The sequence below is a fragment of the Shewanella mangrovisoli genome, assembly GCF_019457635.1.
Lineage (GTDB): Bacteria > Pseudomonadota > Gammaproteobacteria > Enterobacterales > Shewanellaceae > Shewanella > Shewanella mangrovisoli.
In genome coordinates this window covers 2,356,529-2,383,211 of the sequence record NZ_CP080412.1, presented here as the reverse complement: position 1 = coordinate 2,383,211, position 26,683 = coordinate 2,356,529, and the positions used below count along the sequence as shown (strand labels likewise).

Annotated in this window: 29 protein-coding genes and 1 tRNA gene; 12 read left to right on the top strand and 18 right to left on the bottom strand. The window is 47.5% G+C overall.

Annotated elements, in window-relative coordinates; all coding sequences use genetic code 11:
* Positions 1 to 16: 16 nt before the first annotated feature.
* The 3 genes from araA to K0H60_RS10420 are packed head-to-tail and all read right to left on the bottom strand — an operon-like array spanning position 17 to position 3,928.
* A complete protein-coding gene (araA, locus tag K0H60_RS10430) occupies positions 17 to 1,519 on the bottom strand; it encodes an L-arabinose isomerase (RefSeq protein WP_011626172.1) in 1,503 nt (500 codons plus the stop codon).
* 38 nt (positions 1,520 to 1,557) lie between these two features.
* Positions 1,558 to 2,253, bottom strand: coding sequence for an L-ribulose-5-phosphate 4-epimerase (locus K0H60_RS10425; protein WP_011626173.1), 696 nt, complete (start codon positions 2,251 to 2,253; stop codon positions 1,558 to 1,560).
* Between the two features lies 1 nt (position 2,254).
* Positions 2,255 to 3,928 (bottom strand): ribulokinase, encoded by a 1,674-nt coding sequence (locus K0H60_RS10420; RefSeq protein ID WP_220055661.1) that lies wholly within the window; start codon positions 3,926 to 3,928, stop codon positions 2,255 to 2,257.
* A gap of 368 nt (positions 3,929 to 4,296) precedes the next feature.
* Here K0H60_RS10420 and K0H60_RS10415 point away from each other — a divergent pair, with 368 nt between their 5' ends.
* Positions 4,297 to 4,827, top strand: a complete 531-nt coding sequence (locus K0H60_RS10415) for a hypothetical protein (RefSeq protein ID WP_220055660.1) — start codon at positions 4,297 to 4,299, stop codon at positions 4,825 to 4,827.
* A 306-nt stretch (positions 4,828 to 5,133) separates the two neighbouring features.
* On the opposite strand, the gene K0H60_RS10410 is transcribed toward K0H60_RS10415, so the two are convergent.
* Both K0H60_RS10410 and punC read right to left on the bottom strand, forming a co-directional pair.
* Positions 5,134 to 5,224 (bottom strand) — tRNA-Ser (locus tag K0H60_RS10410).
* Positions 5,225 to 5,304: 80 nt separating this feature from the next.
* Positions 5,305 to 6,576 carry a purine nucleoside transporter PunC gene (gene punC, locus K0H60_RS10405; RefSeq protein WP_220055659.1) on the bottom strand — a complete coding sequence of 424 codons (1,272 nt, stop codon included), beginning with the start codon at positions 6,574 to 6,576 and terminating at the stop codon, positions 5,305 to 5,307.
* A 115-nt stretch (positions 6,577 to 6,691) separates the two neighbouring features.
* Between punC and punR the strand changes: the two genes are divergently transcribed.
* From punR to K0H60_RS10375, 6 genes are all read left to right on the top strand, one after another.
* Complete coding sequence (gene punR, locus K0H60_RS10400; protein WP_039977075.1) at positions 6,692 to 7,594, top strand: DNA-binding transcriptional activator PunR; 903 nt, start codon at positions 6,692 to 6,694, stop codon at positions 7,592 to 7,594.
* Between the two features lie 259 nt (positions 7,595 to 7,853).
* Positions 7,854 to 8,513, top strand: coding sequence for a Bax inhibitor-1/YccA family protein (locus K0H60_RS10395; protein WP_011717039.1), 660 nt, complete (start codon positions 7,854 to 7,856; stop codon positions 8,511 to 8,513).
* A 59-nt stretch (positions 8,514 to 8,572) separates the two neighbouring features.
* Positions 8,573 to 8,962: a sulfurtransferase complex subunit TusD gene (tusD, locus tag K0H60_RS10390; RefSeq protein WP_220055592.1), complete on the top strand. Its 390-nt coding sequence runs from the start codon at positions 8,573 to 8,575 to the stop codon at positions 8,960 to 8,962.
* Between the two features lie 14 nt (positions 8,963 to 8,976).
* Positions 8,977 to 9,333 (top strand): sulfurtransferase complex subunit TusC, encoded by a 357-nt coding sequence (gene tusC / locus K0H60_RS10385; RefSeq protein ID WP_086904827.1) that lies wholly within the window; start codon positions 8,977 to 8,979, stop codon positions 9,331 to 9,333.
* Entirely contained in the window at positions 9,333 to 9,614 is a 282-nt protein-coding gene (gene tusB / locus K0H60_RS10380; protein WP_023265495.1) for a sulfurtransferase complex subunit TusB, read from the top strand. Before tusC ends, tusB begins: the two co-directional genes overlap by 1 nt.
* Positions 9,608 to 9,946 (top strand): TusE/DsrC/DsvC family sulfur relay protein, encoded by a 339-nt coding sequence (locus tag K0H60_RS10375; protein ID WP_011717035.1) that lies wholly within the window; start codon positions 9,608 to 9,610, stop codon positions 9,944 to 9,946. Before tusB ends, K0H60_RS10375 begins: the two co-directional genes overlap by 7 nt.
* Before the next feature lie 67 nt (positions 9,947 to 10,013).
* On the opposite strand, the gene K0H60_RS20555 is transcribed toward K0H60_RS10375, so the two are convergent.
* The 7 genes from K0H60_RS20555 to lrp all read right to left on the bottom strand — a co-directional run bounded on the left by K0H60_RS20555 (position 10,014) and on the right by lrp (position 17,438).
* Positions 10,014 to 10,136 carry a hypothetical protein gene (locus K0H60_RS20555; protein WP_011622734.1) on the bottom strand — a complete coding sequence of 41 codons (123 nt, stop codon included), beginning with the start codon at positions 10,134 to 10,136 and terminating at the stop codon, positions 10,014 to 10,016.
* Positions 10,137 to 10,154: 18 nt separating this feature from the next.
* Positions 10,155 to 11,441: a serine--tRNA ligase gene (gene serS / locus K0H60_RS10370; RefSeq protein ID WP_220055658.1), complete on the bottom strand. Its 1,287-nt coding sequence runs from the start codon at positions 11,439 to 11,441 to the stop codon at positions 10,155 to 10,157.
* Between the two features lie 18 nt (positions 11,442 to 11,459).
* Entirely contained in the window at positions 11,460 to 11,834 is a 375-nt protein-coding gene (crcB, locus tag K0H60_RS10365) for a fluoride efflux transporter CrcB (RefSeq protein ID WP_011622732.1), read from the bottom strand.
* Positions 11,827 to 13,158, bottom strand: a complete 1,332-nt coding sequence (locus tag K0H60_RS10360; RefSeq protein ID WP_039976868.1) for a replication-associated recombination protein A — start codon at positions 13,156 to 13,158, stop codon at positions 11,827 to 11,829. Before K0H60_RS10360 ends, crcB begins: the two co-directional genes overlap by 8 nt.
* 8 nt (positions 13,159 to 13,166) lie before the next feature.
* Positions 13,167 to 13,787, bottom strand: coding sequence for an outer membrane lipoprotein periplasmic chaperone LolA (lolA, locus tag K0H60_RS10355; protein ID WP_220055657.1), 621 nt, complete (start codon positions 13,785 to 13,787; stop codon positions 13,167 to 13,169).
* Between the two features lie 69 nt (positions 13,788 to 13,856).
* Entirely contained in the window at positions 13,857 to 16,610 is a 2,754-nt protein-coding gene (locus K0H60_RS10350) for a DNA translocase FtsK (protein WP_220055656.1), read from the bottom strand.
* A gap of 321 nt (positions 16,611 to 16,931) precedes the next feature.
* The gene (gene lrp / locus K0H60_RS10345; protein WP_007647640.1) at positions 16,932 to 17,438 is read right to left on the bottom strand and encodes a leucine-responsive transcriptional regulator Lrp; all 507 of its coding nucleotides are present in this window, start codon (positions 17,436 to 17,438) and stop codon (positions 16,932 to 16,934) included.
* Positions 17,439 to 17,618: 180 nt separating this feature from the next.
* On the opposite strand from lrp, the gene ald reads away from it, so the two are divergent.
* Positions 17,619 to 18,734: an alanine dehydrogenase gene (gene ald / locus K0H60_RS10340; protein WP_011717031.1), complete on the top strand. Its 1,116-nt coding sequence runs from the start codon at positions 17,619 to 17,621 to the stop codon at positions 18,732 to 18,734.
* A gap of 47 nt (positions 18,735 to 18,781) precedes the next feature.
* Here the strand turns inward: ald and K0H60_RS20550 are convergent, their stop codons facing one another.
* Positions 18,782 to 18,985, bottom strand: coding sequence for a hypothetical protein (locus tag K0H60_RS20550; protein ID WP_258405732.1), 204 nt, complete (start codon positions 18,983 to 18,985; stop codon positions 18,782 to 18,784).
* Between the two features lie 265 nt (positions 18,986 to 19,250).
* On the opposite strand from K0H60_RS20550, the gene trxB reads away from it, so the two are divergent.
* Positions 19,251 to 20,204, top strand: coding sequence for a thioredoxin-disulfide reductase (gene trxB, locus K0H60_RS10335; RefSeq protein ID WP_220055655.1), 954 nt, complete (start codon positions 19,251 to 19,253; stop codon positions 20,202 to 20,204).
* Positions 20,205 to 20,397: 193 nt separating this feature from the next.
* Here trxB and rplT read toward each other — a convergent pair whose 3' ends face one another.
* The 4 genes from rplT to thrS all read right to left on the bottom strand — a co-directional run bounded on the left by rplT (position 20,398) and on the right by thrS (position 23,524).
* Complete coding sequence (gene rplT / locus K0H60_RS10330) at positions 20,398 to 20,754, bottom strand: 50S ribosomal protein L20 (RefSeq protein ID WP_006081652.1); 357 nt, start codon at positions 20,752 to 20,754, stop codon at positions 20,398 to 20,400.
* Positions 20,755 to 20,770: 16 nt separating this feature from the next.
* Complete coding sequence (gene rpmI / locus K0H60_RS10325) at positions 20,771 to 20,965, bottom strand: 50S ribosomal protein L35 (protein WP_011072303.1); 195 nt, start codon at positions 20,963 to 20,965, stop codon at positions 20,771 to 20,773.
* 84 nt (positions 20,966 to 21,049) lie between these two features.
* On the bottom strand, positions 21,050 to 21,592 hold the full coding sequence (gene infC, locus K0H60_RS10320) for a translation initiation factor IF-3 (RefSeq protein ID WP_084294816.1): 543 nt from the start codon (positions 21,590 to 21,592) through the stop codon (positions 21,050 to 21,052).
* A 3-nt stretch (positions 21,593 to 21,595) separates the two neighbouring features.
* The gene (gene thrS, locus K0H60_RS10315; protein ID WP_011622724.1) at positions 21,596 to 23,524 is read right to left on the bottom strand and encodes a threonine--tRNA ligase; all 1,929 of its coding nucleotides are present in this window, start codon (positions 23,522 to 23,524) and stop codon (positions 21,596 to 21,598) included.
* A gap of 373 nt (positions 23,525 to 23,897) precedes the next feature.
* Here thrS and K0H60_RS10310 point away from each other — a divergent pair, with 373 nt between their 5' ends.
* Both K0H60_RS10310 and K0H60_RS10305 read left to right on the top strand, forming a co-directional pair.
* Positions 23,898 to 24,158 (top strand): hypothetical protein, encoded by a 261-nt coding sequence (locus tag K0H60_RS10310; protein ID WP_258405731.1) that lies wholly within the window; start codon positions 23,898 to 23,900, stop codon positions 24,156 to 24,158.
* Positions 24,159 to 24,377: 219 nt separating this feature from the next.
* Positions 24,378 to 24,578 carry a CPXCG motif-containing cysteine-rich protein gene (locus K0H60_RS10305; RefSeq protein ID WP_011622722.1) on the top strand — a complete coding sequence of 67 codons (201 nt, stop codon included), beginning with the start codon at positions 24,378 to 24,380 and terminating at the stop codon, positions 24,576 to 24,578.
* Between the two features lie 9 nt (positions 24,579 to 24,587).
* On the opposite strand, the gene K0H60_RS10300 is transcribed toward K0H60_RS10305, so the two are convergent.
* On the bottom strand, positions 24,588 to 25,208 hold the full coding sequence (locus K0H60_RS10300; RefSeq protein ID WP_220055654.1) for a riboflavin synthase subunit alpha: 621 nt from the start codon (positions 25,206 to 25,208) through the stop codon (positions 24,588 to 24,590).
* A gap of 33 nt (positions 25,209 to 25,241) precedes the next feature.
* Between K0H60_RS10300 and K0H60_RS10295 the strand changes: the two genes are divergently transcribed.
* Entirely contained in the window at positions 25,242 to 26,621 is a 1,380-nt protein-coding gene (locus K0H60_RS10295) for an MATE family efflux transporter (RefSeq protein ID WP_220055653.1), read from the top strand.
* Positions 26,622 to 26,683 lie beyond the last annotated feature (62 nt).

Below are 26,683 nucleotides of genomic sequence, written 5' to 3'. Positions count from 1 at the left end.
TATTGCTGCGCGAGGATTATAAACCTCTTGCTAAACCGTAATAAACGGAATTTTGGCGAAGCTCATTCTTAAACTCGCGGATCTTAGTGTCGGCATCGATGATAACCAGTTCAGCACCGGCCATTTCAGCAAAGTCGACAATCTGATCCGTCGTGATGGCTTGGCTGTAAGCCGAGTGGTGAGCACCACCGGCGTGGATCCAAGCTGCGGCGGCAACCGCTAAATTCGGACGAGGCTCCCACAGCGCAGACGCGACAGGCAGATTTGGCAGATCCTGTGGTGGTGTCACTGTATCTAATTCATTAAGAATGATACGGAAACGGTTGCCTAAATCGATAGTCGATACGTTGATTGCTGGGCCTGCTTTACCAGTGAATAACAGACGTGGCACGTCACAACGCACACCAATGGTATGGCGGTGAACTTCTAAACGTGGTTTTGCAGCGGCAATCGATGGGCACACTTCTAACATGTGGGCACCAAGAACTTGGTCAGTCGCACCAAAGTTATAGGTGTAGTCTTCCATAAATGAAGTACCACCGGCACGGCCTTGGCCCATCACTTTCATGATGCGCACCATGGCAGCCGTTTTCCAGTCGCCTTCGCCGCCGTAACCGAAACCGTTCGCCATCAGACGTTGGGTAGCCAGTCCCGGTAATCCTGTCATACCGGTGAGGTTTTCGAAGCAGTTGGTAAAGGCACCAAATCCACCTTGGGTTAAGAATTGGGTTAAGCCGAGTTCAATCTTGGCTTCTTTTCTTAAACGGTCTAATTGGTATTCATCGCCAAATAGCTCGTTACCCACTTGGTATTCGCTGGCGTAACGGTCGAGCTGTGCGGTTACATCGCCTTCGGCAATGGCTGCAATCGCTTCATTGAGTTCACCTAAGCTGTAGGCGTGCACTTCATAACCGAATTGAATTTGTGCGGCAACTTTGTCGCCTTCGGTCACGGCCACTTGACGCATGTTGTCGCCAAAGCGGGCGATACGCAGGTTTTGGCTCTCGTGCCAACCCGCCGCGGCGCGGCACCAATCATCGATTTGTGCTTGTACATCGCTCGATTGCCAGTGACCCACAACCACTTTGCGCTCTTTACGCATACGAGTGCCGATAAAACCAAATTCGCGGCAACCGTGAGCACTTTGGTGGGTGTTCATGTAGTTCATGTTGATTTCGCTCCAAGGGAGCTCGGCATTGAACTGAGTGTGTAAGTGCATGAATGGCTTGCTTAATTCATTAAGGCCAGCAATCCACATCTTGGCAGGAGAGAAAGTGTGCATCCACAGGATCACACCAACACAGTTTTCATCGCTGTTGGCTGCTTGGCATACGGCGTGAATTTCCCGTGGGGATTTTACAGTTGGTTTATACACCACTTCGATGGAAATGGCGGATGATTCATTAAAGCCATGAACAATTTGCTCACTGTTTTTAGCGACTTGCTCTAATACTTTCGGGCCGTATAAATCCTGCGAACCCGTGATAAACCACACTTGTTTTTGTTTGAAGGCTTTCATATTACTCTCTCTAGTTTGAAATGAGACCCGACTGGCAATTACTTGCTTTGGCCGTAATAAGCGTCTTTTCCATGCTTACGCAAATAGTGCTTATCAATAAGCTCTTGTTTTAACTGACTGATACCTGGTGATAATGTTTTGGTGAGATACGCCATCCGAGCGATTTCTTCGAGCAACACGGCGTGATATACGGATTTAGCCGCATTCGCGCCCCAAGTGAACGGTGCATGGCCTGCAACGATTACCATGGGCGACTCGTTGGGATCTCGGTCGGCGAAGCAATCGAGGATCTGCACGCCGGTTTCTTCTTCGTAGTCGCGGCTGATCTGATCGTTGCGCATCACCGCTGTGCATGGGATTTCACCGTACACATAATCGGCCTGTGTCGTGCCTAGGCAGGGAATCGCTATCTGTGCCTGCGCCCAGGCGGTGGCATAGGTTGAATGGGTATGGGTAATGCCACCAATACTCTGCCACTGGCGATACAAATAGGTATGTGTCTTGGTATCGGATGAAGGACGCATGCGCCCTTCTACGATTTGATTCTCAAGGTCCACAATCACAATGTCTTCAACCTTCAAATCTTCATAGGGCACGCCGCTGGGCTTGATACCAATGACGCCGAGTTGGCGGTCAATTTGTGAAACGTTGCCAAAGGTGTAAGTCACCAGTTTGCGCTTCTCAAGTTCCATGTTGGCTTCGTATACTTCGCGTTTTAGCTCTAAAAAAGACATCTTATTTCGCTCCATCAACATAGTGGCCAAGAGCTAAGTACCCTTGGTAAAGCGCTTGATATTTCTCTGCATTTTCAGGATTTGGCTGATAGGTTTTCGCAACGTTTGAGGCCATGGCGGCTTGGGCACTTAGCACATCGGGATAAACCCCGGCTGCGGTTGCGGCATAAATGGCGGCGCCCAGTGCGCAGCTTTGCTCGCTCTCGAGGACGTCTATGTTGCAATTCCACACATCGGCGCAGGTTTGCATAATGAAGTCGGATTTTTTCGAGATCCCACCAATGGTGACCACATGGTCAATGCAAACACCTTCCTGCTTGAAGCGCTCGATAATGGCCCGTGCGCCATAGGCGCTGGCTTCCACTAAAGCTTTGAAGACTTGCGGAGCTTGGCTGCCCATGGTTAAGCCTGTGATCGCCATGGCAACGGATTGATCGGCATCGGGGGTGCGACGTCCGTTAATCCAATCGAGCGCGACAATGCCCGTCTCGCCAACCGGGATTTTCGCGGCCGCATTGCCTAACATTGTCAGGGTTTCAGCTTCGAGTTGCTGAATGAGTTTGGCTTTGGTGTTGTCATCAAATAAGGCTGAAGTGTCAAGCTGTTGCATCGGCCATGCGGTGAGATCCCTAAACCAAGCGTAGAGATCGCCAAAGGCAGACTGACCCGCTTCTAGCCCTATCATGCCGGGCAATACTGAGCCATCGACTTGACCGCAAATGCCTTTGATACAACGCTCACCTATATCTTCATAACTGGCGACCGTGATATCGCAGGTAGAGGTGCCCATCACCTTGGTTAAGACGCCGGGTTTAACATTGGCCCCAACGGCACCTGCGTGGCAGTCGAATGAGCCAAAAGACACGATAACCTCAGTCGATAGCCCTAAATGCTGTGCCCACTCAGGGGTTAGCTGGCCGCAAACCTTGTCAGATGTGCAGGTTTCAAGCGGTAACTTGTCTCTCAAGCCATCGAGTAAGGGGTCGATGCCAACGAAAAAGTCATTCGGCGGATAACCATTCCATGACTCGTGCCACATCACTTTGTGACCAGCAGCGCAGCGCCCGGCTTTAAAGACTTTAGGATGTGTGGTGCCCGTCATTAATGCGGTGATCCAATCACAGTGCTCGACCCAGCTATAGGCCGCTTGTCTGACTTCTGTGTCGTGGCGCAGTACAAATAGCGCTTTCGCCCAAAACCATTCGGAGGAGTAGATTCCCCCTTCATATTTCAGGTAATTTTCGCTTGAATTATTTGCCGCAGCGGTAATTTGCTGAGCTTCGAGAATGGCGCTGTGATCTTTCCAAAGCAAAAACATGGCATTGGGGTTATTCGCAAACTCTGGTTTTAAGGCTAAAGCAACACCCGATTCATCGACCGCAATTGGGGTTGAGCCTGTGGTATCAACACTCAAACCGCAGACTCTTTGCGCGGCGCCACTCGGGGCTTTTGCCCATAGCCCTTGCACTACCTCGATAAGGCTTTCAATGTAATCGAGGGGATGTTGTCTAAATTGATTCTTCGCGGGATCGCAAAAAAGCCCATTCTTCCATCGTGGGTAGTACACCACATTTGTTGCTACTTCTGCGCCCGTTTGGGTATCCACCAATAACGCGCGAACTGAATCAGAGCCGTAATCAAGCCCTAACGCGTAAGCCCCTAAAACATTCGACATTTGCATCCCCGTACATTTTGTCTGCGTCCGATCCGGTTTACGCAGGTAGAGTGAATATTATTTAGTACTACAATATTACTACAGCTCAATAGTAATACAATATGATTTTAGTTGTTAAGTGATAAAATTTTTAACATTAAGGCTGAGCATGTAACGATTCAGGGGATGAGCGTAAGGAAGGTAGAAGCAGTGCTGAGCTTGACTCGAGCATGAAGAAGTCGAATAATGGCGCCAGGTTGCAGAGACGCCTATCCGCAGAAGATGACATCACTCTGACTCATATCTCGATGTACGCATCACATGTATGACACAACAATTGATTAGGTTTGGCTTAGCGGAGATGCCAATAAAACTTAGGAGAATTGTTTGTGATACAACAAATTACCCCAGCACCACGCGCCTTAACCGAAGTTAAAATCCTCGCTAAAAAGCACCTTAAAGCCTGCCAAGCTGGCGATGCAGTGGCGCTAGATAAACTTGCCTCCTTGATGAATAAGCAAGGTTTAACCCAGCTGGATATCCAACTCAAGCATTGCCAAGCCGTCTTGGCCAGAGAGCTCGGTTTTACTGATTTTAATCACTGCCAAAGAGTGTTATCGGGGCAAGCGTTAATTGGTGAAGACTTAGGTACCCTATTCCATAACAGGCGCTGTGATACCTTGCTTAATCACTGGTTCAGCAGTTTTGATGAGGCGCAGGCTTTTTTAAAGCAAGCACCTCAGATGGTGTTGTTGCCCTATAAAAAGCAGTTCTTCGTGGTCAATGGCCCCGACTATCTTGACGCTCTAGGACTTGTATTGAACGATCCCGACGGCATTTATTGCACATGGTTGGGGAGTGAAACGGTTCCTGGCTATGAAGCTTTTGCGCTAACCCTCATTAGGCATAAGCTCACTTAACCTAGCCTTACTTCACCTAAGCTGCTTTGCTATTTGAAAAACTAGGGCTAATGGGAATTAAATCCATTGCGAAAGAAAAAGGCCGCTAAGTCATTAGCGGCCTTTTTATCTGAATTTAGTGGAGGTGCTGTGGTTAGCATGAGGAACCCTAGGTTCAGCTTCCGTAACTCCAAAACAAAATGTCATGATTACTGATGGTTTATTTGTGGAATATTGCGGAGGAGCTGCGCTTAGAATTAGGAACCCTAGGGTTCAAATGGCAAAAAACAAAAAAGCCATCATTGCTGATGGCTTTTCAGTAGAATATGGCGGAGGAGCAGGGATTTGAACCCTGGGTGAGCTATAAACCCACGCCGGTTTTCAAGACCGGTGCATTAAACCACTCTGCCACCCCTCCGAACGATGCGCATAATATAAGTTAGTTTACTGACTGTAAAGCACTAACTGATAATTCTGCGCTAACTGCTCGTATTACATTCAATCTGCTTGATTTTGCTTCGTATCTGCATTGATCCCAAGACGAGCAGGATCCGGCGCAGTAAAGTGTTTAGCAAAATCAGCCCAAGTTTGCTCGGTTTTTAACAGGTAACCCAAGATCACTACTAATGAACAGCTCAGAATGCCCCAACCTATGGCGACTTCTCCAGAACTTGCCCAGAGTGCGACTAAACTCGAGGCGCCAAAGGCGATGGTGATTTGCAAAAAGTTCTGTAATCCTGCCGCCTTAGCCGCATTTTGAGTGAATTGTTGTAAAGCACTGTTCACCACAATAGGATAAATCGCCCCGTTCGCCGCTGCGAGTATCGAGAAGGAAATCAGCAGTGGGAAAATGGTTTCCGCCTTCATTAATAAGGTGAAAAACACAATCGAGATAACGCAGAGTCCAAAAATGGCCAGCAATACGTTGAGTGTACGGTCGGCACCAATGCGTTTTATCAATAACTTACTCGCGTATCCGCCCACAATAAACATGATAGTTTGCGGAATAAAGCTCAGCCCAATCTCAGTTGCCTGATAGCCGTGTTGCTCCATCACAATCGGCCACACAGTAAGGTATGCGAAAAACGCCCCCGAACAGGCACCAAAAATCACCACATTGCCAAGGTAACGGGTATTTTTCAAAATCTTGCCGTAGGAAACCGCGCTTGGCTTAGCATCCTGATGCTCTGCATGGCTCGGCACAAAGTATAAGGTCATCAATAGCAACAAAAAGGCAATCACACACAATGAGATAAAGATTGCACGCCATCCAAAATCGTTCAGAATATAAGCGCCAAGGATGGGGGCTAATGCGGGAGATAATGCCACTAACGGCATAATGTTACTGAAAATCCCCTGCGCTTTTTCGGCATCATATTGCTCGACCACAATCGCTTGCCAGATGACCCCTGCACTACAGGCGCCTACGGCTTGGAAGAAGCGAGCGATGTTCAGCATCAGTATCGAGTCGCTATTGGCGATGGCCACACTGGCGATCGCAAAAATGCCAAGGCCGAGGATCAGAGCATAACGTTTGCCGAGTTTACTCACCAAAGGGCCATAAATCAGCTGCCCTAAGGCTAAACCGGCCAGAAAACAGGTGAGCGACATCGCCACTTGAGACGGTGAAGAATTGAACGAACTTTCAATTGCTTTGAAAGCAGGTAAATACATGTCAGTGGCAATAAAGCCTAGCATGCTTAATAGGGCTAAATAGAATAAGAATATAAAAAACTTCAGATTTACAAAGATATTACTAGACGTTTTCATAAAATAATCGTGTCAAAAGACTTAAGGCGTGCAGTCTAAATACTTGTTAATTTGATTGGAAACGTTTATTTTTGACAGATGCTATCAATTATTTTCATCACAATGGATGTCAGCTATGCTCTCGGAACAAGCGTTAGAACTCATTGATATCGTGGCCCGGGTTGGGAGTTTTACGGCGGCAGCCAATCGACTGCACAAGGTCCCTTCTGCGGTCAGTTATGCCGTTAAACAAATCGAAGAAGAACTTGGCGTAGTATTATTTGAGCGCCACCACCGCAGCGTGACCTTGACCCCGGCGGGAGAGCATTTTGTTAAGCAAGCCAGAAACTTGCTGACTCAAATGGATGAGATGAAACGCGGTACCCAACGTGTTGCCAACGGCTGGCAACCCACATTGTCTATCGCCTTAGATAACATAGTGCGAGCCGACAGAATTAGCGTATTAATCGCCGACTTTTACCGTCATTTCCATGATATTGAGCTTATCATCCGCATTGAGGTCTTTAACGGGGTGTGGGAGGCGCTTGCAACCGGGCGCAGTGATATCGCCATTGGCGCAACAACCGCCATTCCCGTGGGGGGTGTATACCAGTATAAGGACATGGGCGATATCCAATGGGCGTTTTTGGTGAGTAAAAACCATCCCTTAGCCAGTATTGACCGTCCCTTGACCGATGATGAACTGCGTCCCTTCCCCTCCATTTGTTTGGAAGATACCTCGCGGGAAATTCCTAAGCGTATGACCTGGTTATTGGAGAATCAACGCAGACTCGTGGTGCCGGATTGGATCCGCGCGATTAACTGCTTTAGAGAGGGATTAGGCATCGGCTATATGCCAGTACATTTAGCCAGCGTATTTATTAAAGCGGGCGCCTTGGTTGAAAAGCAGCTTGAAAATCCTAAATTAACCAGCCCCTGTTGCTTAGCTTGGAACGCCGACAAGATGTCGCCCGCCCTTGCTTGGGTGCTCGACTACCTAGGGGATACCGATAAATTACACCGTGAATGGCTGGCGTAATATTCCTGCCTTACCGCAGGATTAAGCTTGTTTTAAAGTCTTTGTGTTGCACTGGTGTAACGAAATACGACTGAATCGTTAGGCCGCACAGAAAAATCAGTCATTACAACTTGTTATTTGTGGCGTGAATCCTTTAAGCCCAGCACTGTTTTCGGTAGTATTCACCCAGTTTTACTGGATTTACGATATTAATGGGAACTCTTGTCCCCGTTAAAAATCAAAATGATCAGTTTGGATTTAAAAGCTAATGGAGAAAGATATGACTCAGCAAACCTTGTACTCAGCGAGTGCATCCACCTTAGAAGTGAATAAACTTCTTAAAAATACCTATTTATTGTTGGCCATGACCCTCGCCTTCTCGGCGTTGTGTGCAGGCTTAGCGATGGCACTCAATATCAGCCCCCTGATGTCACTCGGTTTATCTATCGGTGGTTTAGTGCTGCTGTTCGTTACCCTACGCAAAGCCGATTCGGCTGCAGGCATCTTCTGGGTATTTGCCTTTACTGGTATGGAAGGCGCCTCATTAGGTTACATGCTTAACCACTATGCCGGCATGACCAATGGCTCTGAGCTTATCATGCAAGCTTTAGGATTAACCTCGGTTATCTTTATTGCACTCTCGGCCTATGCAGTCACAACGAAGAAAGATTTCTCTTTCCTACGTGGTTTCCTGTTCGCCGGATTGATTGTGGTGATCGCCGCTGCGCTGATCAACATTTTCGTGGGTAACAGTGTGGCCTTTATGGCGATTAACGCGGGTCTTGCGCTGTTAATGACCGGCTTTATCCTGTTCGATACTAGCCGTATCGTGAATGGCGGCGAGACTAACTATATCCGCGCCACTATCTCCTTGTATCTGGACTTTTTAAACCTGTTTATTGCCATTTTGCATTTGCTTGGCATTGGTAACGATGATTAATCCCCTTTTCGGGAAACTTACGCTAAAATGGCCCTACTTTTAGGGCCATTTTTTTTATGATGAGCAAATTTATTATCCAAGTAAACGGGCCAGCTTATGGCACGTCGGCAAGCGTGAATGCCCTACGTTTCACCCAAGCCTCCCTGCAAAGCGGACATGAGATTGTCTGCGTGTTTTTCTATCAGGATGGCGTGTATAACTCGACGGACTTTAACTTACCTGCATCCGATGAATATGATGTGGTTAAAGGCTGGAAACAACTGGCGGCCGAGCATCAAGTCTCCCTCGTGAACTGTGTTTCTGCTGCATTAAGACGCGGCATAGTCTCGCAGCAAGAGGCGCAGGAGAACGGGCTAAACCACTGGAATGTGGAACATTCTTTTATTATGGGCGGACTGGGTGAACTGGTCACGGGAATTGAATCTGCCGATCGTTTGATCTGCTTTTAAGCTTCGGAAATGCTATGAAAAAAATCTGTATATTGTTCCGAAGCGCGCCCCATGGCACTACTAAAGGCCGCGAAGCCTTAGACTTTGCCCTATTAAGCGCCAGTTTTGAGCAAGAAGTGAGTTTAGTGTTTGTCGATGAAGGCGTGTTGCATCTGCTTAAAGACCAACAGCCCGAACTTATCGGCGGTAAAGATTACCTTGCGGCGCTAAAAGCGCTCCCGCTGTACGACATCGAATCAGTGTTCGCCTGCAAACAGTCCTTAGGTGACTACGGTTTAAGCCATAGCTTGTTGTCGATTCCGGTGACTATCTTAAACGATGAAGCCATCTCAGCTCACTTAAAAGCCGTTGATGAGGTCTTAGTATTCTAATGATTTTACATCATATTCAAACCTCGCCCAGCCGAGACAATGCCCTCAAACTTTGCCTGCGTTATGCTTGCAAAGAGGATGCAATTTTACTCTCGAGCGATGGCGTTAACGCATTATTACTGCGCCAATGGGCCATGGCGCTATCGCCCTTTAAGGTGATGGTGCTCAAAGACGATGTCATCGCCCGTGGCTTAACGGAACGTCTTAAAAACATTAGTCAGATTGATTACAGCGAGTTTGTCGCTCAATCTTTGCAGCACGATAAGGTGATCACGTGGTAAATCCGCTTATATTCAATGGCGTCGAAATTGAACGCGACCATCAAGGCTATTTAAAGAATATCGCCGACTGGCAGCCGGATATGGCGCCGCTATTAGCCCAAGAAGAACAGATTGAACTGACCAGTGCGCACTGGGAAGTGGTTAATTTTGTTCGGGACTTTTATCTGGAATATAAAACCAGCCCTGCAATTCGCGTGCTAGTCAAAGCGATTGGTCAAGCCTTAGGGCCGGATAAAGGTAACTCTAAGTACCTCTATACCCTCTTTCCGGTGGGTCCTGCCAAACAGGCGACAAAGATTGCGGGTCTGCCTAAACCTGCCAAGTGTATTTAAGCTTTAATCACTTCAGCTAACAAAAAAGGTATATTCCACAGGAATATACCTTTTTATTTGAGTCGTGCTATTTCACGTTTTCTAACACAACCCAGACGGCTTTACCTAGGGTTGCCAACATCACAGCGCAAAACACGGCGATGACAGCGGTGTAGGAAAGCCAACGAAGATAACGTTGACCTTTATCCATGGTGTTGTGTTACGCCAATTAACCGATCTGAGTCATTCCGCCCATGTATGGGCGCAGTGCTTCAGGAATCGTCACGCTACCATCGGCATTTTGATAGTTCTCTAAAATCGCGACTAAAGTACGACCTACCGCTAGGCCTGAGCCGTTTAAGGTGTGCAGCAATGCAGGCTTGTTATCTGCCTTAACACGGTAACGGGCTTGCATACGACGGGCTTGGAAGTCCTTCATGTTTGAACATGAAGAGATCTCGCGATAAGTGTTTTGGCCTGGTAACCACACTTCGATGTCGTAGGTTTTGCTTGAACCAAAGCCCATGTCACCGGTACACAGGATCACTGTGCGGTATGGCAGACCTAGGCGTTGCAGTACGGTTTCAGCGTGGCCAGTTAGCGCTTCGAGCGCCGCCATTGAGTCTTCAGGCTTAACCAGTTGCACTAATTCCACTTTATCAAATTGGTGCTGACGGATAAGACCACGGGTATCTTTACCGTATGAGCCCGCTTCACTGCGGAAACAGGCAGTATGCGCGGTTAACTTAATCGGCAATTCATCTTCATCGACAATGCTGTCACGCACTAGGTTTGTTAATGGCACTTCTGCGGTTGGGATCAGGCTTAAACCTTGGCCTTCTTCGGTCGCAGGTTTGGTGTGGAATAAATCTTCACCAAACTTAGGCAATTGGCCAGTACCCAGTAAGCTTGCTTCGTTAACCAGTAATGGCACGTAAGCTTCGGTGTAACCGTGCTCAGTGGTATGCAGATCTAACATGAACTGACCTAATGCACGGTTTAAACGGGCGATTTGGCCTTTCATGACGATAAAGCGTGAGCCAGTGATTTTCACTGCGCTCTTAAAATCTAAACCGTTTAGGCCTTCACCTAAATCGATATGGTCTTTAACTGGGAAATCGAAGCTGCGTGGTGTGCCCCAACGACGGATTTCGACGTTCTCAGTCTCATCAGCACCGATAGGCGCAGACTCATCTGGCAGGTTTGGCATCGACATAGCAATCGCGTTCACTTCTTCAAGTACCGCGGCCAGCTCGACTTTCTTCGCATCTAATTGCGCACCTAAATCGCCAACCTGCGCCATGATGGCATCCACATCTTCGCCGCGGGATTTTGCTTGCCCGATGGACTTGGAAATAGCATTACGCGAAGCTTGTAACTCTTCAGTCGCCACTTGCAGTGACTTACGTTTTTCTTCTAATTGAGTGAGATGAGCGACATCTAAAATAAAACCACGGGTAGCTAATCGCTCAGCGGTAACTGCTAATTCGTTGCGCAAAAATTTAGGATCTAACATGTGATATATTCTTAATAGTTAAATGCGAGAAAAAACCAGTTGTTGGCCTAAGTAAACCATAAACAAACATAGACTTAGGTTCAACACCACATTCAAAGCCGCCTTCAACCAATCTCCTTCTTGCATCAGCAATAAAGTTTCGTTTGAGAAAGTTGAAAACGTTGTCAAAGCGCCTAACAGGCCAACGCCGATCAGGGCTTTGAGTTCTGGGCTGATATGACTCATTTGTCCCAGTGCGTAAATGACGCCCATTAAAAATGAACCGAGGACATTGACTAACAGTGTACCAAAAGGAAAACTGCTGCCAAATACTTGGATCATGAATATTGAAATAAGATAGCGAAAAACCGCACCAATGGAACCACCCAAGGCCACAAGTAAGAGATTATTCATACCTTTTTCTTCCACTGGCTTGATCTAATTGCGCTAATTGCGCCAATTTGTCCTTAATCCGCTTTTCAAATCCGCGTTCAGTCGGGAAATAAAATTGCGATGCTTGTAAGGATTCGGGGAAATAATTCTCGCCGCTAGCATAGGCATTGGGTTCATCGTGGGCATAGCGATATTCGGCGCCAAAACCCATTTCCGCCATGAGTTTGGTCGGCGCATTGCGCAGATGATAGGGCACGGCCTCTTGGCCCGTTTCGCGGGCCAGCGCCCTCGCCGCTTTGAAGGCGGTGTAAACGGCATTACTCTTAGGCGCACTGGCTAAATACACAATAGCCTGGGCAATCGCCCGCTCACCTTCGGCAGGCCCAACGCGGTGGAAACAATCCCAGGCATTGAGCGCGACTGTCATGGCATTAGGATCGGCATTGCCCACATCTTCTGAGGCAATGGCTAATAAGCGTCTGGCGACATATAGCGGATCGCCGCCGCCTTCTAAAATACGGCAAAACCAATACAGTGCGGCATCGGGCGCCGAGCCACGAATCGATTTGTGTACTGCCGAAATTAAATCGTAAAACTGATCGCCATTTTTATCGAACCCCGCCACTTGATGGCCGGCGACTTGTACCAGCATTTCAGTGGTAAAACTGCCGCCATCGGCCACCATATCGCTCATCAGCTCAAGCAGGTTTAGCGCTTTGCGCGCATCGCCGTCACAGAGCTGCGCCAGCTTATTGAGCACATCCGTTGGCATGACTAACTGGCGTTGCCCTAACCCACGCTCGGGATCCGTTAAGGCTTGGGTGATGATATGCACTATCTCGTCTTGGCTTAAGCGCTTGATAAGATAGACACGCGCCCGTGACAGCAAGGCGTTATTGATTTCAAATGAAGGGTTTTCAGTGGTCGCCCCAATAAAAATCACAGTGCCATCTTCAATGAAGGGCAAAAAAGCGTCCTGCTGACTCTTATTAAAGCGATGCACTTCATCAACAAACAGCAAGGTGCGTTGGCCACGGGATTGGGCAACGGCTTGGGCCTGCTCGATGGCGGCGCGAATGTCTTTTACACCCGAGGTGACCGCCGAGATGCGTTCAACATGGGCATTGGAATAATGGGCGATAAGTTCGGCAAGTGTCGTTTTACCTGTGCCCGGCGGTCCCCATAACATCATCGAATGGGCACGGCCCGCTTCTAATGCTTGGCGCAGTGGTTGGCCTTCCCCCAACAAATGGGCTTGACCTATATACTCGGCAATCGTCCTTGGCCGCATACGCGCGGCTAAGGGACGAAAATCAGGCGCAAAATTAAACGATAAACTGCTCACGCGTAAACCTATTGGGTTTTAAGACGTTGATCATCCACATCAACGTTTTCTGGTAACACAAACTTAAACAGCGCTTTATCCGCGGCGCTAATGCTGTGTTGATTGCTCAAATCAAACTGGCTTAGGTTGCCTTTATCATCGAGCACATTGAATTTATTCAGTATGCCTTTGTTAAAACAGACATTGACCGAGAAGATCCCGGCATCCGTGGCCTTAGGTTTGATTTCATAACAGTCTTGCTTTTTGGCCACGCTATATTGCGACCAAGTGGCGTCATCGCGGTGAACCAATAAGGCGACGGGCGAAGCATTAATGGCTTCGGCAAAATCCATGATCACCACTTCTTCGGCGAAGGGATTATAGATCCATAAATCTTTACCGTCGGCGACAATCTGGGATTCATCGGGCGCGGTTAAATGCCAATAGAACTGGTTTGGATGGGCCAGTGCGAATACCCCCGCGCCCGTTTGGATAACCTTTTTATTGATATCGGTAACGGTTTGCTTGAAATCAGCCTTGAGTGACTCAGTGCCGCTTAAGGTTTCGCGTAATTGCGTTGCGTCATCGGCCAATACTGCATTGCTGTATAACAATGGTGATAACAACACAGCACACAACAGTTTTTTCATAGGTATCCTTTGGACTAAAAGTTGAACTCGCCGCATTATGGCGAGTTCAAACTGACATCTAGCTTAACATTAATAGTGTTTCGGGGCTGGCGGTGCCAGCACTTCGCGGTTACCATTATGGCCCTGCGCCGAGACCACGCCCTGCATTTCCATTTGTTCGATAATACGTGCTGCGCGGTTATAACCAATCTTAAATTTACGCTGCACGCTCGAAATCGAACCGCGGCGGGTTTCGGTCACGAAAGCGACGGCCTCATCATAAAGCGGATCGTATTCTTCATCGGATTCGGCGGTTTCACCCGGCAAGAGCACTTGTTCGCCCTCACTCACGCCATTGAGGATCTCATCAATGTATTGTGGTTTACCACGGGCGCACCAATCAGCCACCACACGGTGAACCTCATGGTCATCGATAAAGGCACCATGGACACGGTTTGGCACAGCGGTGCCGGGCGGTAAATACAACATGTCACCCATACCCAATAAGGTTTCAGCGCCTTGCTGATCCAAAATTGTACGGGAGTCGATACGGGAAGACACTTGGAACGCCATCCGTGTCGGGATGTTGGCTTTAATTAAACCTGTGATCACATCCACCGATGGACGTTGGGTCGCAAGGATTAAATGGATACCCGCAGCACGGGCCTTTTGGGCGATACGGGCGATCAACTCTTCCACTTTTTTACCGACAATCATCATCATGTCAGCAAATTCGTCGACGACAACCACAATCGATGGCAGTTTATCTAAGGCTGGTGCCTCAGGCTCCATGCTGTCAGATGACTTCCACATAGGGTCTAAAATCACTTCGCCATTGGCTTTCGCTTCGGCAATCTTCGCGTTATATCCCTTGATGTTACGAACGCCCATCATAGACATTAGCTTATAGCGGCGCTCCATCTCACCCACACACCAGCGCAGCGCATTGGCCGCTTCTTTCATGTCGGTAACCACTTCACAGAGTAGATGTGGGATGCCTTCATAAACCGATAATTCCAGCATTTTCGGGTCGATCATGATAAAGCGAACATCTTCAGGGCCAGACTTATACAATAAGCTGGTGATCATCACGTTCACCCCGACAGATTTACCCGAACCCGTGGTACCGGCAACCAGTAAGTGCGGCATTTTGCCTAAATCAACCACCACAGGCTCGCCGGAAATGTCTTGGCCAAGTACCATGGTCAGGTTTGATTTGCTCTCGGTAAAGGCTTCGCAATCGAGTACATCACGCATGTACACGGTTTCGCGGAACTTGTTCGGCAGTTCGAGACCCACATAGGATTTCCCCGGGATCACCTCAACCACACGCACACGCTCGGCCAGCAGTGAACGTGCTAGATCATTGGCGAGGTTTGAAATCTTCGAGGCTTTAATGCCTGGCGCTAAATCCAGCTCAAAACGGGTGATCACAGGACCGGGATAAACCCCCACTACAGTTGCCACAATGTTAAAGTCGGCAAGCTTGGCCTCGACTAAGCGGGCAACTTGCTCTAATTCCTCAGGGCTTATCGGATTCTTTTTACGATTAGGCACATCCAGCAAGCTGATGCTTGGCAGCGGATCCATAGGTTTTGCTGGAACAGGTTTATCTTCTTGTCCCGGTAAAACCACAATACCATCGACAATCTTCGCCTTTGGCGCTTCTTTTTTACGTTGTGCCTGAGTCACCGCGCCCGTTGAGGCTTTAGTATCAAAATCGATGACATCTTCATCGTTGAAACCTAACTCGTCTTCATCCTCATCATCCAGCATGGTTTCACGATGGAATACGGGTTCGTCGTCATCTTCATCTTCGAAAACGTGCGCCTTGAACTCAGTTTCATCCTCTAAATCTAATTCGGCTTCTTTGGGCTTAGCCACCCAAGGCGGCGCCTCAAAATGACCATGTTCAGCCACGGCGCTGGCTTGATCCAATTGTGGCTCAACTCGTTGTTGGCCTTTAGGCTCAGCCTTGGCTTTATTGCTGTTTAAGCTCAAGATTTTTGCGAGAGCTGACAGCTTGCCCTTCCCTGTACTCGCTTCGGTGATGATTTCGTCGCTGACTTCTTCTTCCTTTTCTTCCTTCACTGGGCGAGTGGTAAAGATGCGATTTGGTGCGACGTTTGGCTCGCGCACTCTGGCTTTTTCAAGCTGGTGCTGTGAATCGCGGCGCTGCTTAAACTTATCAACGACCGTCATAAAACCACGGGTATCTTCGGTTTCACGCTCACGTTTTAGTGCCTGTGGCAGACGTTTGAGCTTTCTGAAGCACCAAATGGAGACAAAGCCGACCTTCTCGACCACAGTCAACAAGCTGATCCCGGTTAACAGCGTAAATCCCGAGCCTAAAAAGCACAGTAGCAACAAGGTTGTGCCGAGCTTATTAAAATACGGCAACATGGCTTGGCCGATAACATCCCCTGCCACGCCGCCTGCGGAAAACTCATAGATATTATTGGCATTCATGCTGGCTAATGCTGAAAAACCAAGAATAAGCAGTAGAAAACCTATGATGCGCAGTGCGACTGAAAAGTAGTCAATTTCCAATAAATCATGGGCGCGTTTGAAAAGCAGCCAACCTGTCGAGGCCACAATAATCGGCATGATGTAGGCGGTGACGCCAAAAAAGTACAGCAGAATGTCGGCAATCCACGCCCCTACTGCCCCCGTCCAGTTTTTGATATCGCCTTGAAAATGAGACTGGCTCCAGCCCGGATCCGACGGACTAAAACTGGTTAAGGCAAGCAAAATATAGGTGGCTAAAACACAGCAAATGATGAGTCCGCCTTCGAGCAGACGCTGCAGGCCTGAGAGCGTGCGTACACTATTTCCTTGAGACAAACGACTTAATCCATAAAAATGAAAACAGGTGGGCTAACGATACCAGAATCCCAGTAAATGTGGAGCATCTAAGGGCGTTTTTATCCTAAGAATTACTGGTACAAGGCAAAAAATCGGCGCTAATGACCTAAAGCACAGGTTTTCAGCATTAACTGACTATTATGCAACCAATTTACCAGCTAAACAGAAGATAAAAACCAGATAAAAATTCGCCCTTAAGCTGGCAAACCTAAGGGCTAAGCAAGGTCATTTTTGAGTTCGAAACGGCGAGCGTAGGAATAAATAAGGGGCCTAGGCCCCTTATTGTAAACGTTCAGGGTATTAAATATCGGAGAGCAGATGGTTTATCGCGACACGACTCGTGTGTTTCACTTCTTCCATCACCACGTAAGTACGGGTATCGGACACTGAAGGTAATTTCAGCAGCGTCTCACCGAGTAAACGGCGATAAGCTGACATATCAGAAACACGTGTCTTCAATAAGTAGTCAAAGTCACCAGAAACCAGATGACACTCTTGAATATCATCTAACAGTTGCACAGCGCGATTAAACTTATCAAATACTTCGGGAGTATCACGGCTCAAGGTGATTTCCACGAATACCAGTAGGGATGCACCCAAGAAATGAGGATTTACCAAGGCGGTATAGCCGTTGATATATCCTTGCTTTTCGAGTCGTTTCACTCTTTCTAAACACGGAGTGGGACTTAATCCTACTCTTTTAGACAGTTCCACATTTGAAATGCGTCCATCAATTTGTAATTCATTAAGAATGTTGCGATCGATGCGATCCAAGTCTTTTACAGGACTCTTTTTATTATATGCCATTTATTTAACCTTGCTTTATCACTAAAACAACATTTTATTCTACGTATGTCTAAAGTTCAGCAGCATAAACTGCGTCGCCGATACTATACTAGATATCCCTGAATTAATCACGTTCAGGTCACGATAAAATAACAATTATGCCCATTAAAAGTGGGTTTTTCAGGCAATTGAGGCTCAAAAATGATTATTGGTGTACCAAAGGAAATTAAAAACCACGAGTATCGTGTCGGTATGGTTCCTTCAAGCGTTCGCGAATTGACCATCAAAGGTCATGAAGTGTTTGTCGAAACGAATGCCGGCACGGGAATTGGTTTTTCAGATCAGGATTATGTTGATGCAGGTGCCGAAATATTAGCAACTGCTGCTGAAGTCTTTGCTAAAGCAGAGATGATCGTAAAGGTAAAAGAGCCTCAAGCAGTCGAACGCGCTATGCTACGTCATGACCAGATTTTATTCACTTATCTGCATTTAGCGCCGGATTTACCACAAACTGAAGATTTAATTAAAAGTGGTGCTGTATGTATCGCTTACGAAACAGTAACCGATGACCGTGGTGGCTTACCTCTGTTAGCCCCAATGTCAGAAGTGGCTGGTCGCATGTCTATTCAAGCGGGTGCGATGGCGCTGGAAAAATCTTCTGGTGGCCGTGGCATGCTTTTAGGCGGTGTACCAGGTGTCGAGCCTGCAAAAGTTGTGATCATCGGCGGTGGTATGGTTGGTACCAATGCTGCACAAATGGCTGTGGGCATGGGTGCTGATGTTGTAGTGCTTGACCGTAGCATCGATGCACTGCGTCGCTTAAACGTACAATTTGGTTCTGCAGTTAAGGCTGTTTACTCAACTGCCGATGCGATCGAGCGCCATGTATTAGAAGCTGATCTCGTGATTGGTGGCGTATTAATTCCAGGTGCTGCGGCGCCTAAGCTTGTGACACGTAGCATGATCGCTCGCATGAAGCCAGGCAGTGCTATCGTTGACGTAGCAATCGACCAAGGTGGTTGTGTGGAAACTTCACATGCAACGACTCACCAAGACCCAACTTACATCGTTGATGACGTAGTGCATTACTGTGTCGCGAACATGCCAGGTGCTGTTGCCCGCACTTCAACCTTCGCCCTGAATAACGCGACTCTGCCTTATATCCTTAAGTTAGCTAACTTAGGTTATAAAGCTGCCCTGTTACAAGACAAACACTTACTGAACGGTTTGAACGTGATGCACGGCAAACTGGTTTGTAAAGAAGTGGCGCAAGCATTAAATCTTGAGTACACAGCGCCAGCAAGTTTATTAGCCTAATCATATGAGAGCCTAGGTCCTTCTGACCTACTCTGCTTTGTTCGGCCTCACTCTGTTGAGGCCGATTTTTTATGCTGATCACAAATATCTTCACCCGTGCAGGGTTTAATACCAACCGTATTAAATATCTGTTCATTCAGCGGGAATTCAACGCGCTTTAGACAAGGCGAAGGCTTGAAGGCATAGTGGCGCTCTGTCGAAAGCCTTAAACGCAGTATAAAGCGCGTTGAAACCTGCCCTTTGGGAGCCACACAGGCATCCCACTCCGGTGTTACATTGACTTAAAAGGGAATGACCATTTCTGCGTCAATGCGCCTTGGATTGAAATGCCTGCGAGGCTCTGAACTGATTAGATATTTAATGTAATTGGTTTAAGCCAAAGCCTTAGTAAACTCAGGCTGACAATTTGCCTTAGGATTCGATTAGCATAATCTAAAAGAATCACCAAACAGCGCTTTACCCCTACAGGTAAATTCCCTACAATCCATGCAATTTGCTAAAGGCACGGAGAGAAAAATGAGCCAAGTCAGACACAGTAACCTATTGATTTTAGGTTCAGGTCCCGCAGGATACACGGCCGCAGTTTATGCTGCGCGCGCAAACTTAAAGCCTGTGATGATCACAGGTATGCAGCAAGGTGGTCAGTTAACCACCACGACTGAAGTTGAAAACTGGCCAGGTGATGCAGAAGACTTAACGGGTCCTGCATTGATGGAACGTATGCAAAAGCATGCAGAAAAGTTTGATACTGAAATCCTTTTCGACCATATCAATGAAGTGACGCTGACTGAGCGCCCTTTCCGTCTAAAAGGCGATAACGGGGAATACACTTGTGATGCGCTGATCATTGCGACAGGCGCCTCAGCTCGTTACTTAGGTCTGGAGTCTGAAGAAGCGTTCAAAGGACGCGGCGTATCGGCTTGTGCGACCTGTGATGGTTTCTTCTATCGCAATCAGAAAGTTGCAGTCATTGGTGGTGGTAACACAGCCGTTGAAGAAGCGCTTTATTTAAGTAACATCGCCGCGGAAGTGCACTTAATTCACCGCCGCGACACTTTCCGCTCAGAGAAAATCCTTATCGATCGTTTAATGGATAAAGTGGCTAACGGCAACATTATCCTGCACCTAGACCAAACCATGGAAGAAGTGGTTGGTGATGCTATGGGTGTAACGGGCCTGAAAATGAAGAGCACCAAAGATGGCGTGATCACAGATCTAGCAGTTGCCGGTGTGTTCGTGGCCATTGGTCACAGCCCAAATACTGGGATTTTCGAAGGCCAGTTAGAGATGAACAACGGCTATCTGAAGGTGCAAAGCGGCCTTCAAGGTAATGCGACCCAAACCAGCATCGAAGGTGTGTTTGCCGCGGGTGACGTTATGGACCAACATTACCGTCAAGCGATTACCTCTGCGGGTACAGGCTGTATGGCGGCATTAGATGCCGAGCGTTACTTAGACGCTAAAAAGTAATCACGCGCAGAAACCATCGGATCTGGTTCTTAGTTTTAGCGTGATTCAAATAGAAATAGCAGGCATCAGCCTGCTATTTTTTTATCTGTATTTTGTGACTCGCCTGAAGCAAGCCTCAACGCTATTTGGGACGGGTCACAGCAACAAAAAAAGGGACCAAATGGTCCCCTCTTAAGTGCGAAAAACTAATTGCTTAGTTTAACGCTTCTTTTGCTTTTTCAACTAAAGTTGCGAATACAACTTTGTCGAATACAGCGATGTCAGCCAAAATCTTACGATCGATTTCGATAGACGCCTTTTTCAGACCGTTGATGAAACGGCTGTAAGACAGACCATTTTGACGAGCTGCAGCATTAATACGTGCAATCCACAGTTGACGGAATTGACGTTTTTTCTGACGACGGTCACGGTAAGCATATTGACCAGCTTTAGTTACTGCTTGAACAGCAACGCGGTAAGTACGGCTACGAGCGCCATAATAACCTTTAGCTAATTTTAAAACTTTCTTGTGACGAGCACGTGCGGTTACACCACGCTTAACTCTTGGCATTTTCTAATCTCCTAAATTAAGCGTATGGTAATTGACGCGCGATTGCTGGAACGTCAACTTTAGCAACTAAACACTTGTTACGTAAGTGACGCTTACGCTTAGTGCTCTTTTTGGTCAGAATGTGACGTAAATGGGCTTGCTTGCGCTTGAAACCATTAGCGGTTTTCTTAAAACGCTTCGCTACACCTCTGTCGGTTTTCATTTTAGGCATTACTAAAACTCCGCATTGGGATGTTAAATAAAAAGCAAGGCGAGCGAAGGCATATAGCCTTCGCTACTTTATCGGTTGCCCTACTTATTTCTTTTTAGGCGCGAGCACCATAATGGCTTGTCTGCCTTCCATTTTCGGGAAGGATTCAACAATTGCATACTCATCCAAATCTGTTTTGATACGGTTCAGAAGATCCATACCTAAGTTTTGGTGAGCCATTTCGCGGCCTCGGAAACGCAGCGTAATTTTCGCTTTGTCCCCGTCTTCCAGAAAACGTATCAGGTTGCGTAGTTTTACCTGATAGTCGTTTTCGTCAGTTCCAGGACGGAATTTGATTTCCTTAACCTGAACCTGTTTTTGCTTCTTCTTTTGTTCCTTTTGAGCTTTCGCTTTATCAAATAGGAACTTACCGTAGTCCATAATGCGACATACTGGAGGTTCAGCGTTTGGACTAATTTCGACTAGGTCTACACCCGCTTCATCTGCCAAATTCTGAGCATCTCTGATGCTCACCACACCAATAGCTTCACCATCAATGCCGGTTAAGCGTACTTCTGGTACACCTGTGATTTCTTCATTGATTCTATTAGGGGCCAGCTGACGCCCTGCTGTTTTCTTGATCTTTATGACCTATTCCTCCAACAATTTGAGACTACGGAGCGAAATTTGTTGATGGATCTTAGCGGCGAAATCTTCAATTCGCATCTTACCTAAGTCAACGCCATCACGTGTACGCACCGCAACTTCCTTATTTTCCATTTCCTGATCGCCAACGACCAATAAATAAGGAACACGCCTTAAGGTGTGCTCGCGTATTTTAAAGCCTATTTTCTCATTCCTCAAGTCAAATGAGGCGCGAATACCTTGTTCTTTGAAGAATTTGACCACTTCTTCAACATAATCAGCCTGTTTGTCGGTGATATTCATCACGACAACTTGCATTGGAGCCAACCAAGTTGGGAAACGACCTGCGTATTCTTCGATCAAAATACCTAAGAAACGCTCCAACGAGCCTAAAATCGCACGATGGATCATCACAGGCGTTTGACGGCTGTTATCTTCGGCGACATAAGTTGCACCTAAACGGCTCGGTAATGCGTAGTCTAATTGTACAGTACCGCATTGCCATGCACGGTCTAAACAGTCGTGCAGCGTGAATTCAATCTTAGGACCGTAGAAGGCACCTTCACCCGGTAAAATGGTGAATTCGATATTGTTCGCACGTAAGGCTTGCTTGAGTGCTTCTTCGGCTCTGTCCCACATTGCATCGTCACCGATACGTTTTTCTGGGCGAGTCGACAGTTTTACAACGATGTTCTCAAAGCCAAATGTCGAGTAAGTGTCGTATACCATTTGGATACAAGAGCTAACTTCTGCTTGAACTTGATCTTCAGTACAGAAGATATGGGCATCGTCTTGAGTAAAACCACGTACGCGCATCAAACCGTGCAGTGAACCTGATGGCTCATTGCGGTGACAGCAACCAAATTCCGCCATACGCAATGGTAGATCACGGTAAGATTTCAACCCTTGGTTGAAGATCTGTACGTGGCCTGGGCAGTTCATTGGCTTAACCGCGTATTCACGGTTTTCACTGCTGGTTGTGAACATGGCTTCTGAGTATTTATCCCAGTGACCAGAACGTTCCCACAGTACGCGGTCCATCATCAACGGACCTTTCACTTCTTGGTAAGTGTATTGATTTAACTTACGGCGAATAAAGCGTTCTAATTCGAGGAAGATGCTCCAACCATCGTTATGCCAGAACACCATGCCTGGTGCTTCTTCTTGCATATGGTAGAGGTCGAGTTGCTTACCAATCTTACGGTGGTCACGTTTAGCCGCTTCTTCGAGGCGGGCTAAATGGGTGCTCAGGGCTTTTTTATCCGCCCATGCAGTACCGTAAATACGTTGCAGCATCTTGTTTTCAGAGTTACCGCGCCAGTAAGCGCCGGCAATACTCATCAATTTGAAATGGTGACAGAAACGCATGTTTGGCACGTGTGGACCACGACACATGTCGGTGTATTCTTCGTGATGATACAGCGCTGGAGTTGCATCTTTGCTGATGTTTTCATCCAGAATCGCGATCTTGTATTCTTCACCGCGGGCGGCGAAGGTATCACGGGCTTCTTGCCAGCTCACAACGCGTTTCACTACGTCGTAATTGGTTTTCGCCAGTTCCAGCATACGTTTTTCGAGGGCTTCGATATCTTCTTGAGTTAGCTTGTGCTCAAGATCGATGTCGTAGTAGAAGCCGTTATCGATCACAGGACCGATCGCCATCTTGGTTTGTGGCCATAATTGCTTGATTGCATGGCCTAATAAATGCGCGCAAGAATGGCGAAGGATTTCAATACCTTCTTCGTCTTTAGCGGTAATAATAGAAAGTTCAGCATCGGTTTCGATAAGATCGCAAGCGTCTTTGAGCTCGCCATTCACGCGACCAGCGATACAGGCTTTAGCAAGACCAGGGCCGATATCAGCGGCAACATCGAGAGTCGATACGGGATGTGCAAACTCGCGCTTGCTACCATCAGGAAGTGTAATTACAGGCATGAAATATCCTTGTCCAGTGGTGACCCACACGTAGGGCCACATGGTGATTAAGTAAAAAGAGAATGCTCGCGAGGTTAAGACAGTACAGGAGTCTTAGCCGCCTTGCGTAGCAGACAGTTATTCTACGGGATAGTCTTTAAGGCGCGCAAGTTAAATGGCCCAATTGCGAGGCTTAGTACTCAAATCAGCTTCTTTATTAATACCAATACACAAAGTTTACCGTGAATTCATCATTTTGCAGTCAATCATTCATGTGGCAGTCATTTAAAGCCCCTACGCTATGCGCGTTAAATGATTGCGGGTGGGTTGGAAGATTCCACCATATCTATCGAGCAGTCACATTGCTGTAAATAATGAAGCCAAAGGAGTTGGTATGTTCACGAGTATCCTATTGACGGTTGCACTTAGCCAAGTCGCCCAGAACCCAATCGCAGTTAGCCCCACGCCACTCACTCAACCTGAACCTCGAGCGGTTCAACGCCAAGCCGTACAATTCGACGCCATAGGCTTACAGGCCGATATCCACGCAGAGCTTTTGCAGCAGATAGAGCAACTATCGCAAGCCATTAGTGACAATATAGAGGAAGGCATACTACCGACGGCGCCTGTCGAACTGATGACAGTAAAGGATTGAGTTAGCTTAGCCGGTACGCATTGCTCGACGATTCTTACGCGAGGTAAATCTCAATGAAAAGTATCCAGCGCTGAGCGGAACGGAAAAATCTAGTTACAGAGATTTTGATACCGACTTTATCTAAGTTGCCACGGCACATTCTTGTATACTCAACTAAAGCCAGTGTGAAGGCTTAGCGACAAGTGTCATCCCTAGCATTCGTTAGAGAGGAGTTGCGCCATGAGGATCATGAATAAAGTGATTGCCTGCCCCCACTGCGGACACCATCAACATATTAGTATTGATGCCAGCAGCGGCGATCAGGATTATTACGATGACTGCCGAATTTGTTGTAATCCCATCCACCTGCGTTTACATGTGGATGATGCCCGCCGAACCATAGAGTTATATATTGACTCGGACGACGAGCAAATTTACTAGGCATGTTAATTAAGATTGGCCGCTAAAACGTTTGGCCAGCACACGCTCGACGGTGTCGACGATGGCTTGGGTTTGGCTGTCAATTTCGATATTTAGCTCATCTCCAAGCTGACACTGGCCTAAGTTGGTCAATTTGAGGGTTTCTGGGATCAAGTGCAGCATAAAAGTGCTCTCGGTCACCTCGCCTACCGTTAAGCTGCAACCGTTTACCCCGACAAAGCCTTTATAAAGGATATAGTTCATCCATTTAGGCTCGACACTTAAGGTCAGATCATAATGCTGCTCGGTGTGACTAATATGGCTCACTTTCGCCTTGGTATGAATGTGTCCCGAGAGGATATGACCGCCGATTTCACTACCGAACGTCAAAGAACGCTCAATGTTCACCCGCTGACCAACGGTCAAATTGGCAAGGTTTGTCAACCTTAAGGTCTCTTCCACTACATCGAAAAATACCCTATCATCAACGACCTGAGTCACCGTCAGACATACCCCGTTATTTGCCACACTTGCGCCAATCGCAAGTCCCTCATGCAAATCAGGTTTAAACGCTACCTCAAGGGTATTTAGGCCATCTTTCTTATGTATTGCAACCACCTCACAGGTGGCTTGAACTATACCAGTAAACATTTTTTGCTCGCTTATTCGTTAAAGGCTGTATTTATGAATCATTCAGGCTTTCAGGCCAAACGCTTAATTCAACTCGCACTCCCTGTGTTGATCGCCCAAGTAACCCAAACCATGATGGGGTTTATCGATACTGTCATGGCGGGCCGCGTCAGTGCTGTCGATATGGCTGCCGTGGCCGTAGGAACCAGTCTTTGGTTACCCGCCATCTTATTCGTCCAAGGGTTGCTGATGGCGTTTACGCCGTTATTTGCCCATCATAATGGCGCAAATAATCAGAAAGCGATTCAACCGCTGGCGTTTCAAGGCGCTTATCTGGCCTTAATTGGTGGCATTGGCGTGATGGCGTTTCTTGCATCCGCCCCACTCGTGCTCAGCCATATGAATTTAGAGCCCCAATTGTACAACTTAACCATAGGATATATCGACGGTATTTTATGGGGCGCGCCCGCATTTGTGCTCTATCAGGTATTACGCGGTTGCAGCGAAGGAATATCTTACACATTACCGACCATGATCATCGGATTCGTGGGATTAGCGGTGAATATTCCGGCGAACTATATCTTTATCTATGGTCATTTCGGCATGCCTGCCATGGGCGGCGCCGGTTGTGGTGTCGCGACAGCTCTAGTGTTTTGGGCCATGTTGATTGCCATGACGATTTATATGCAGCTACATAAAAAGTTTGCCGCATTGGCGCCCTTTAGCCAGTTCCATCGCCCTGATTTTGCCACCATGAAGAAGATGACTAAGCTTGGGATGCCGATTGCGATGGCGCTCTTCTTTGAGGTGAGCCTATTTGCAATTATTGCCCTGCTGTTGGCGCCATTAGGAGCGACTGTGGTGGCCAGTCATCAGATTGCGCTGAACTTCTCCGCCATAGTATTTATGTTGCCACTCTCGATTGGTATTGCCGTCTCGATTCGTATTGGCTACTACCTTGGCCGCGATCGCGCGGATATTTCTGCCGTGGTGGCAAAGGTCGGATTGTGGTTGGCGCTTTCATTGGCCTTGTCGACGGCAATCTTAACGGTGTTATTCCGCTTCCAAATCGCCGAGTTGTATAACAGCGACCCAGAAGTGGTGGTGCTTGCGGGCAGTTTGATGCTGATGGCCGCGCTGTATCAATTATCAGACTCAGTCCAAGTGGTCGCCGCCGGCGCCTTGCGTGGATATAAAGATACCCGCAGTGCGTTTTATATTACGCTGTTTTCCTACTGGGGCATAGGCATGACATTAGGTTATACCTTGGCGTATACCGACTTTATCGTACCCGCCATGGGCGCCCATGGTTTTTGGACAGGATTAATTGCCGGCCTCACCTCGGCGGCGCTGTTGTTTTTCATCCGCCTTCGTTATATTCAAAAGCATGGTGTGCATTTAAGTTTGATTGAAGGCGACAGCGTGCATCATTAAGCAGATTGAAAGATAAAACGGCGAGCATTTGGCTCGTCGTTTTATCTCGCGCGGGGTGATTT

What these genes read in the sequence shown, in the direction of transcription:
- araA (WP_011626172.1), bottom strand. Translation starts at nt 1,519, where the DNA reads ATGAAAGCCTTCAAACAAAAACAAGTGTGGTTTATCACGGGTTCGCAG.
- K0H60_RS10425 (WP_011626173.1), bottom strand. Translation starts at nt 2,253, where the DNA reads ATGTCTTTTTTAGAGCTAAAACGCGAAGTATACGAAGCCAACATGGAA.
- K0H60_RS10420 (WP_220055661.1), bottom strand. Translation starts at nt 3,928, where the DNA reads ATGTCGAATGTTTTAGGGGCTTACGCGTTAGGGCTTGATTACGGCTCT.
- punC (WP_220055659.1), bottom strand. Translation starts at nt 6,576, where the DNA reads ATGAAAACGTCTAGTAATATCTTTGTAAATCTGAAGTTTTTTATATTC.
- punR (WP_039977075.1), top strand. Translation starts at nt 6,692, where the DNA reads ATGCTCTCGGAACAAGCGTTAGAACTCATTGATATCGTGGCCCGGGTT.
- K0H60_RS10395 (WP_011717039.1), top strand. Translation starts at nt 7,854, where the DNA reads ATGACTCAGCAAACCTTGTACTCAGCGAGTGCATCCACCTTAGAAGTG.
- tusD (WP_220055592.1), top strand. Translation starts at nt 8,573, where the DNA reads ATGAGCAAATTTATTATCCAAGTAAACGGGCCAGCTTATGGCACGTCG.
- tusC (WP_086904827.1), top strand. Translation starts at nt 8,977, where the DNA reads ATGAAAAAAATCTGTATATTGTTCCGAAGCGCGCCCCATGGCACTACT.
- tusB (WP_023265495.1), top strand. Translation starts at nt 9,333, where the DNA reads ATGATTTTACATCATATTCAAACCTCGCCCAGCCGAGACAATGCCCTC.
- K0H60_RS20555 (WP_011622734.1), bottom strand. Translation starts at nt 10,136, where the DNA reads ATGGATAAAGGTCAACGTTATCTTCGTTGGCTTTCCTACACCGCTGTC.
- serS (WP_220055658.1), bottom strand. Translation starts at nt 11,441, where the DNA reads ATGTTAGATCCTAAATTTTTGCGCAACGAATTAGCAGTTACCGCTGAG.
- crcB (WP_011622732.1), bottom strand. Translation starts at nt 11,834, where the DNA reads ATGAATAATCTCTTACTTGTGGCCTTGGGTGGTTCCATTGGTGCGGTT.
- lolA (WP_220055657.1), bottom strand. Translation starts at nt 13,787, where the DNA reads ATGAAAAAACTGTTGTGTGCTGTGTTGTTATCACCATTGTTATACAGC.
- lrp (WP_007647640.1), bottom strand. Translation starts at nt 17,438, where the DNA reads ATGGCATATAATAAAAAGAGTCCTGTAAAAGACTTGGATCGCATCGAT.
- ald (WP_011717031.1), top strand. Translation starts at nt 17,619, where the DNA reads ATGATTATTGGTGTACCAAAGGAAATTAAAAACCACGAGTATCGTGTC.
- trxB (WP_220055655.1), top strand. Translation starts at nt 19,251, where the DNA reads ATGAGCCAAGTCAGACACAGTAACCTATTGATTTTAGGTTCAGGTCCC.
- rplT (WP_006081652.1), bottom strand. Translation starts at nt 20,754, where the DNA reads ATGCCAAGAGTTAAGCGTGGTGTAACCGCACGTGCTCGTCACAAGAAA.
- rpmI (WP_011072303.1), bottom strand. Translation starts at nt 20,965, where the DNA reads ATGCCTAAAATGAAAACCGACAGAGGTGTAGCGAAGCGTTTTAAGAAA.
- thrS (WP_011622724.1), bottom strand. Translation starts at nt 23,524, where the DNA reads ATGCCTGTAATTACACTTCCTGATGGTAGCAAGCGCGAGTTTGCACAT.
- K0H60_RS10310 (WP_258405731.1), top strand. Translation starts at nt 23,898, where the DNA reads ATGTTCACGAGTATCCTATTGACGGTTGCACTTAGCCAAGTCGCCCAG.
- K0H60_RS10305 (WP_011622722.1), top strand. Translation starts at nt 24,378, where the DNA reads ATGAGGATCATGAATAAAGTGATTGCCTGCCCCCACTGCGGACACCAT.
- K0H60_RS10300 (WP_220055654.1), bottom strand. Translation starts at nt 25,208, where the DNA reads ATGTTTACTGGTATAGTTCAAGCCACCTGTGAGGTGGTTGCAATACAT.
- K0H60_RS10295 (WP_220055653.1), top strand. Translation starts at nt 25,242, where the DNA reads ATGAATCATTCAGGCTTTCAGGCCAAACGCTTAATTCAACTCGCACTC.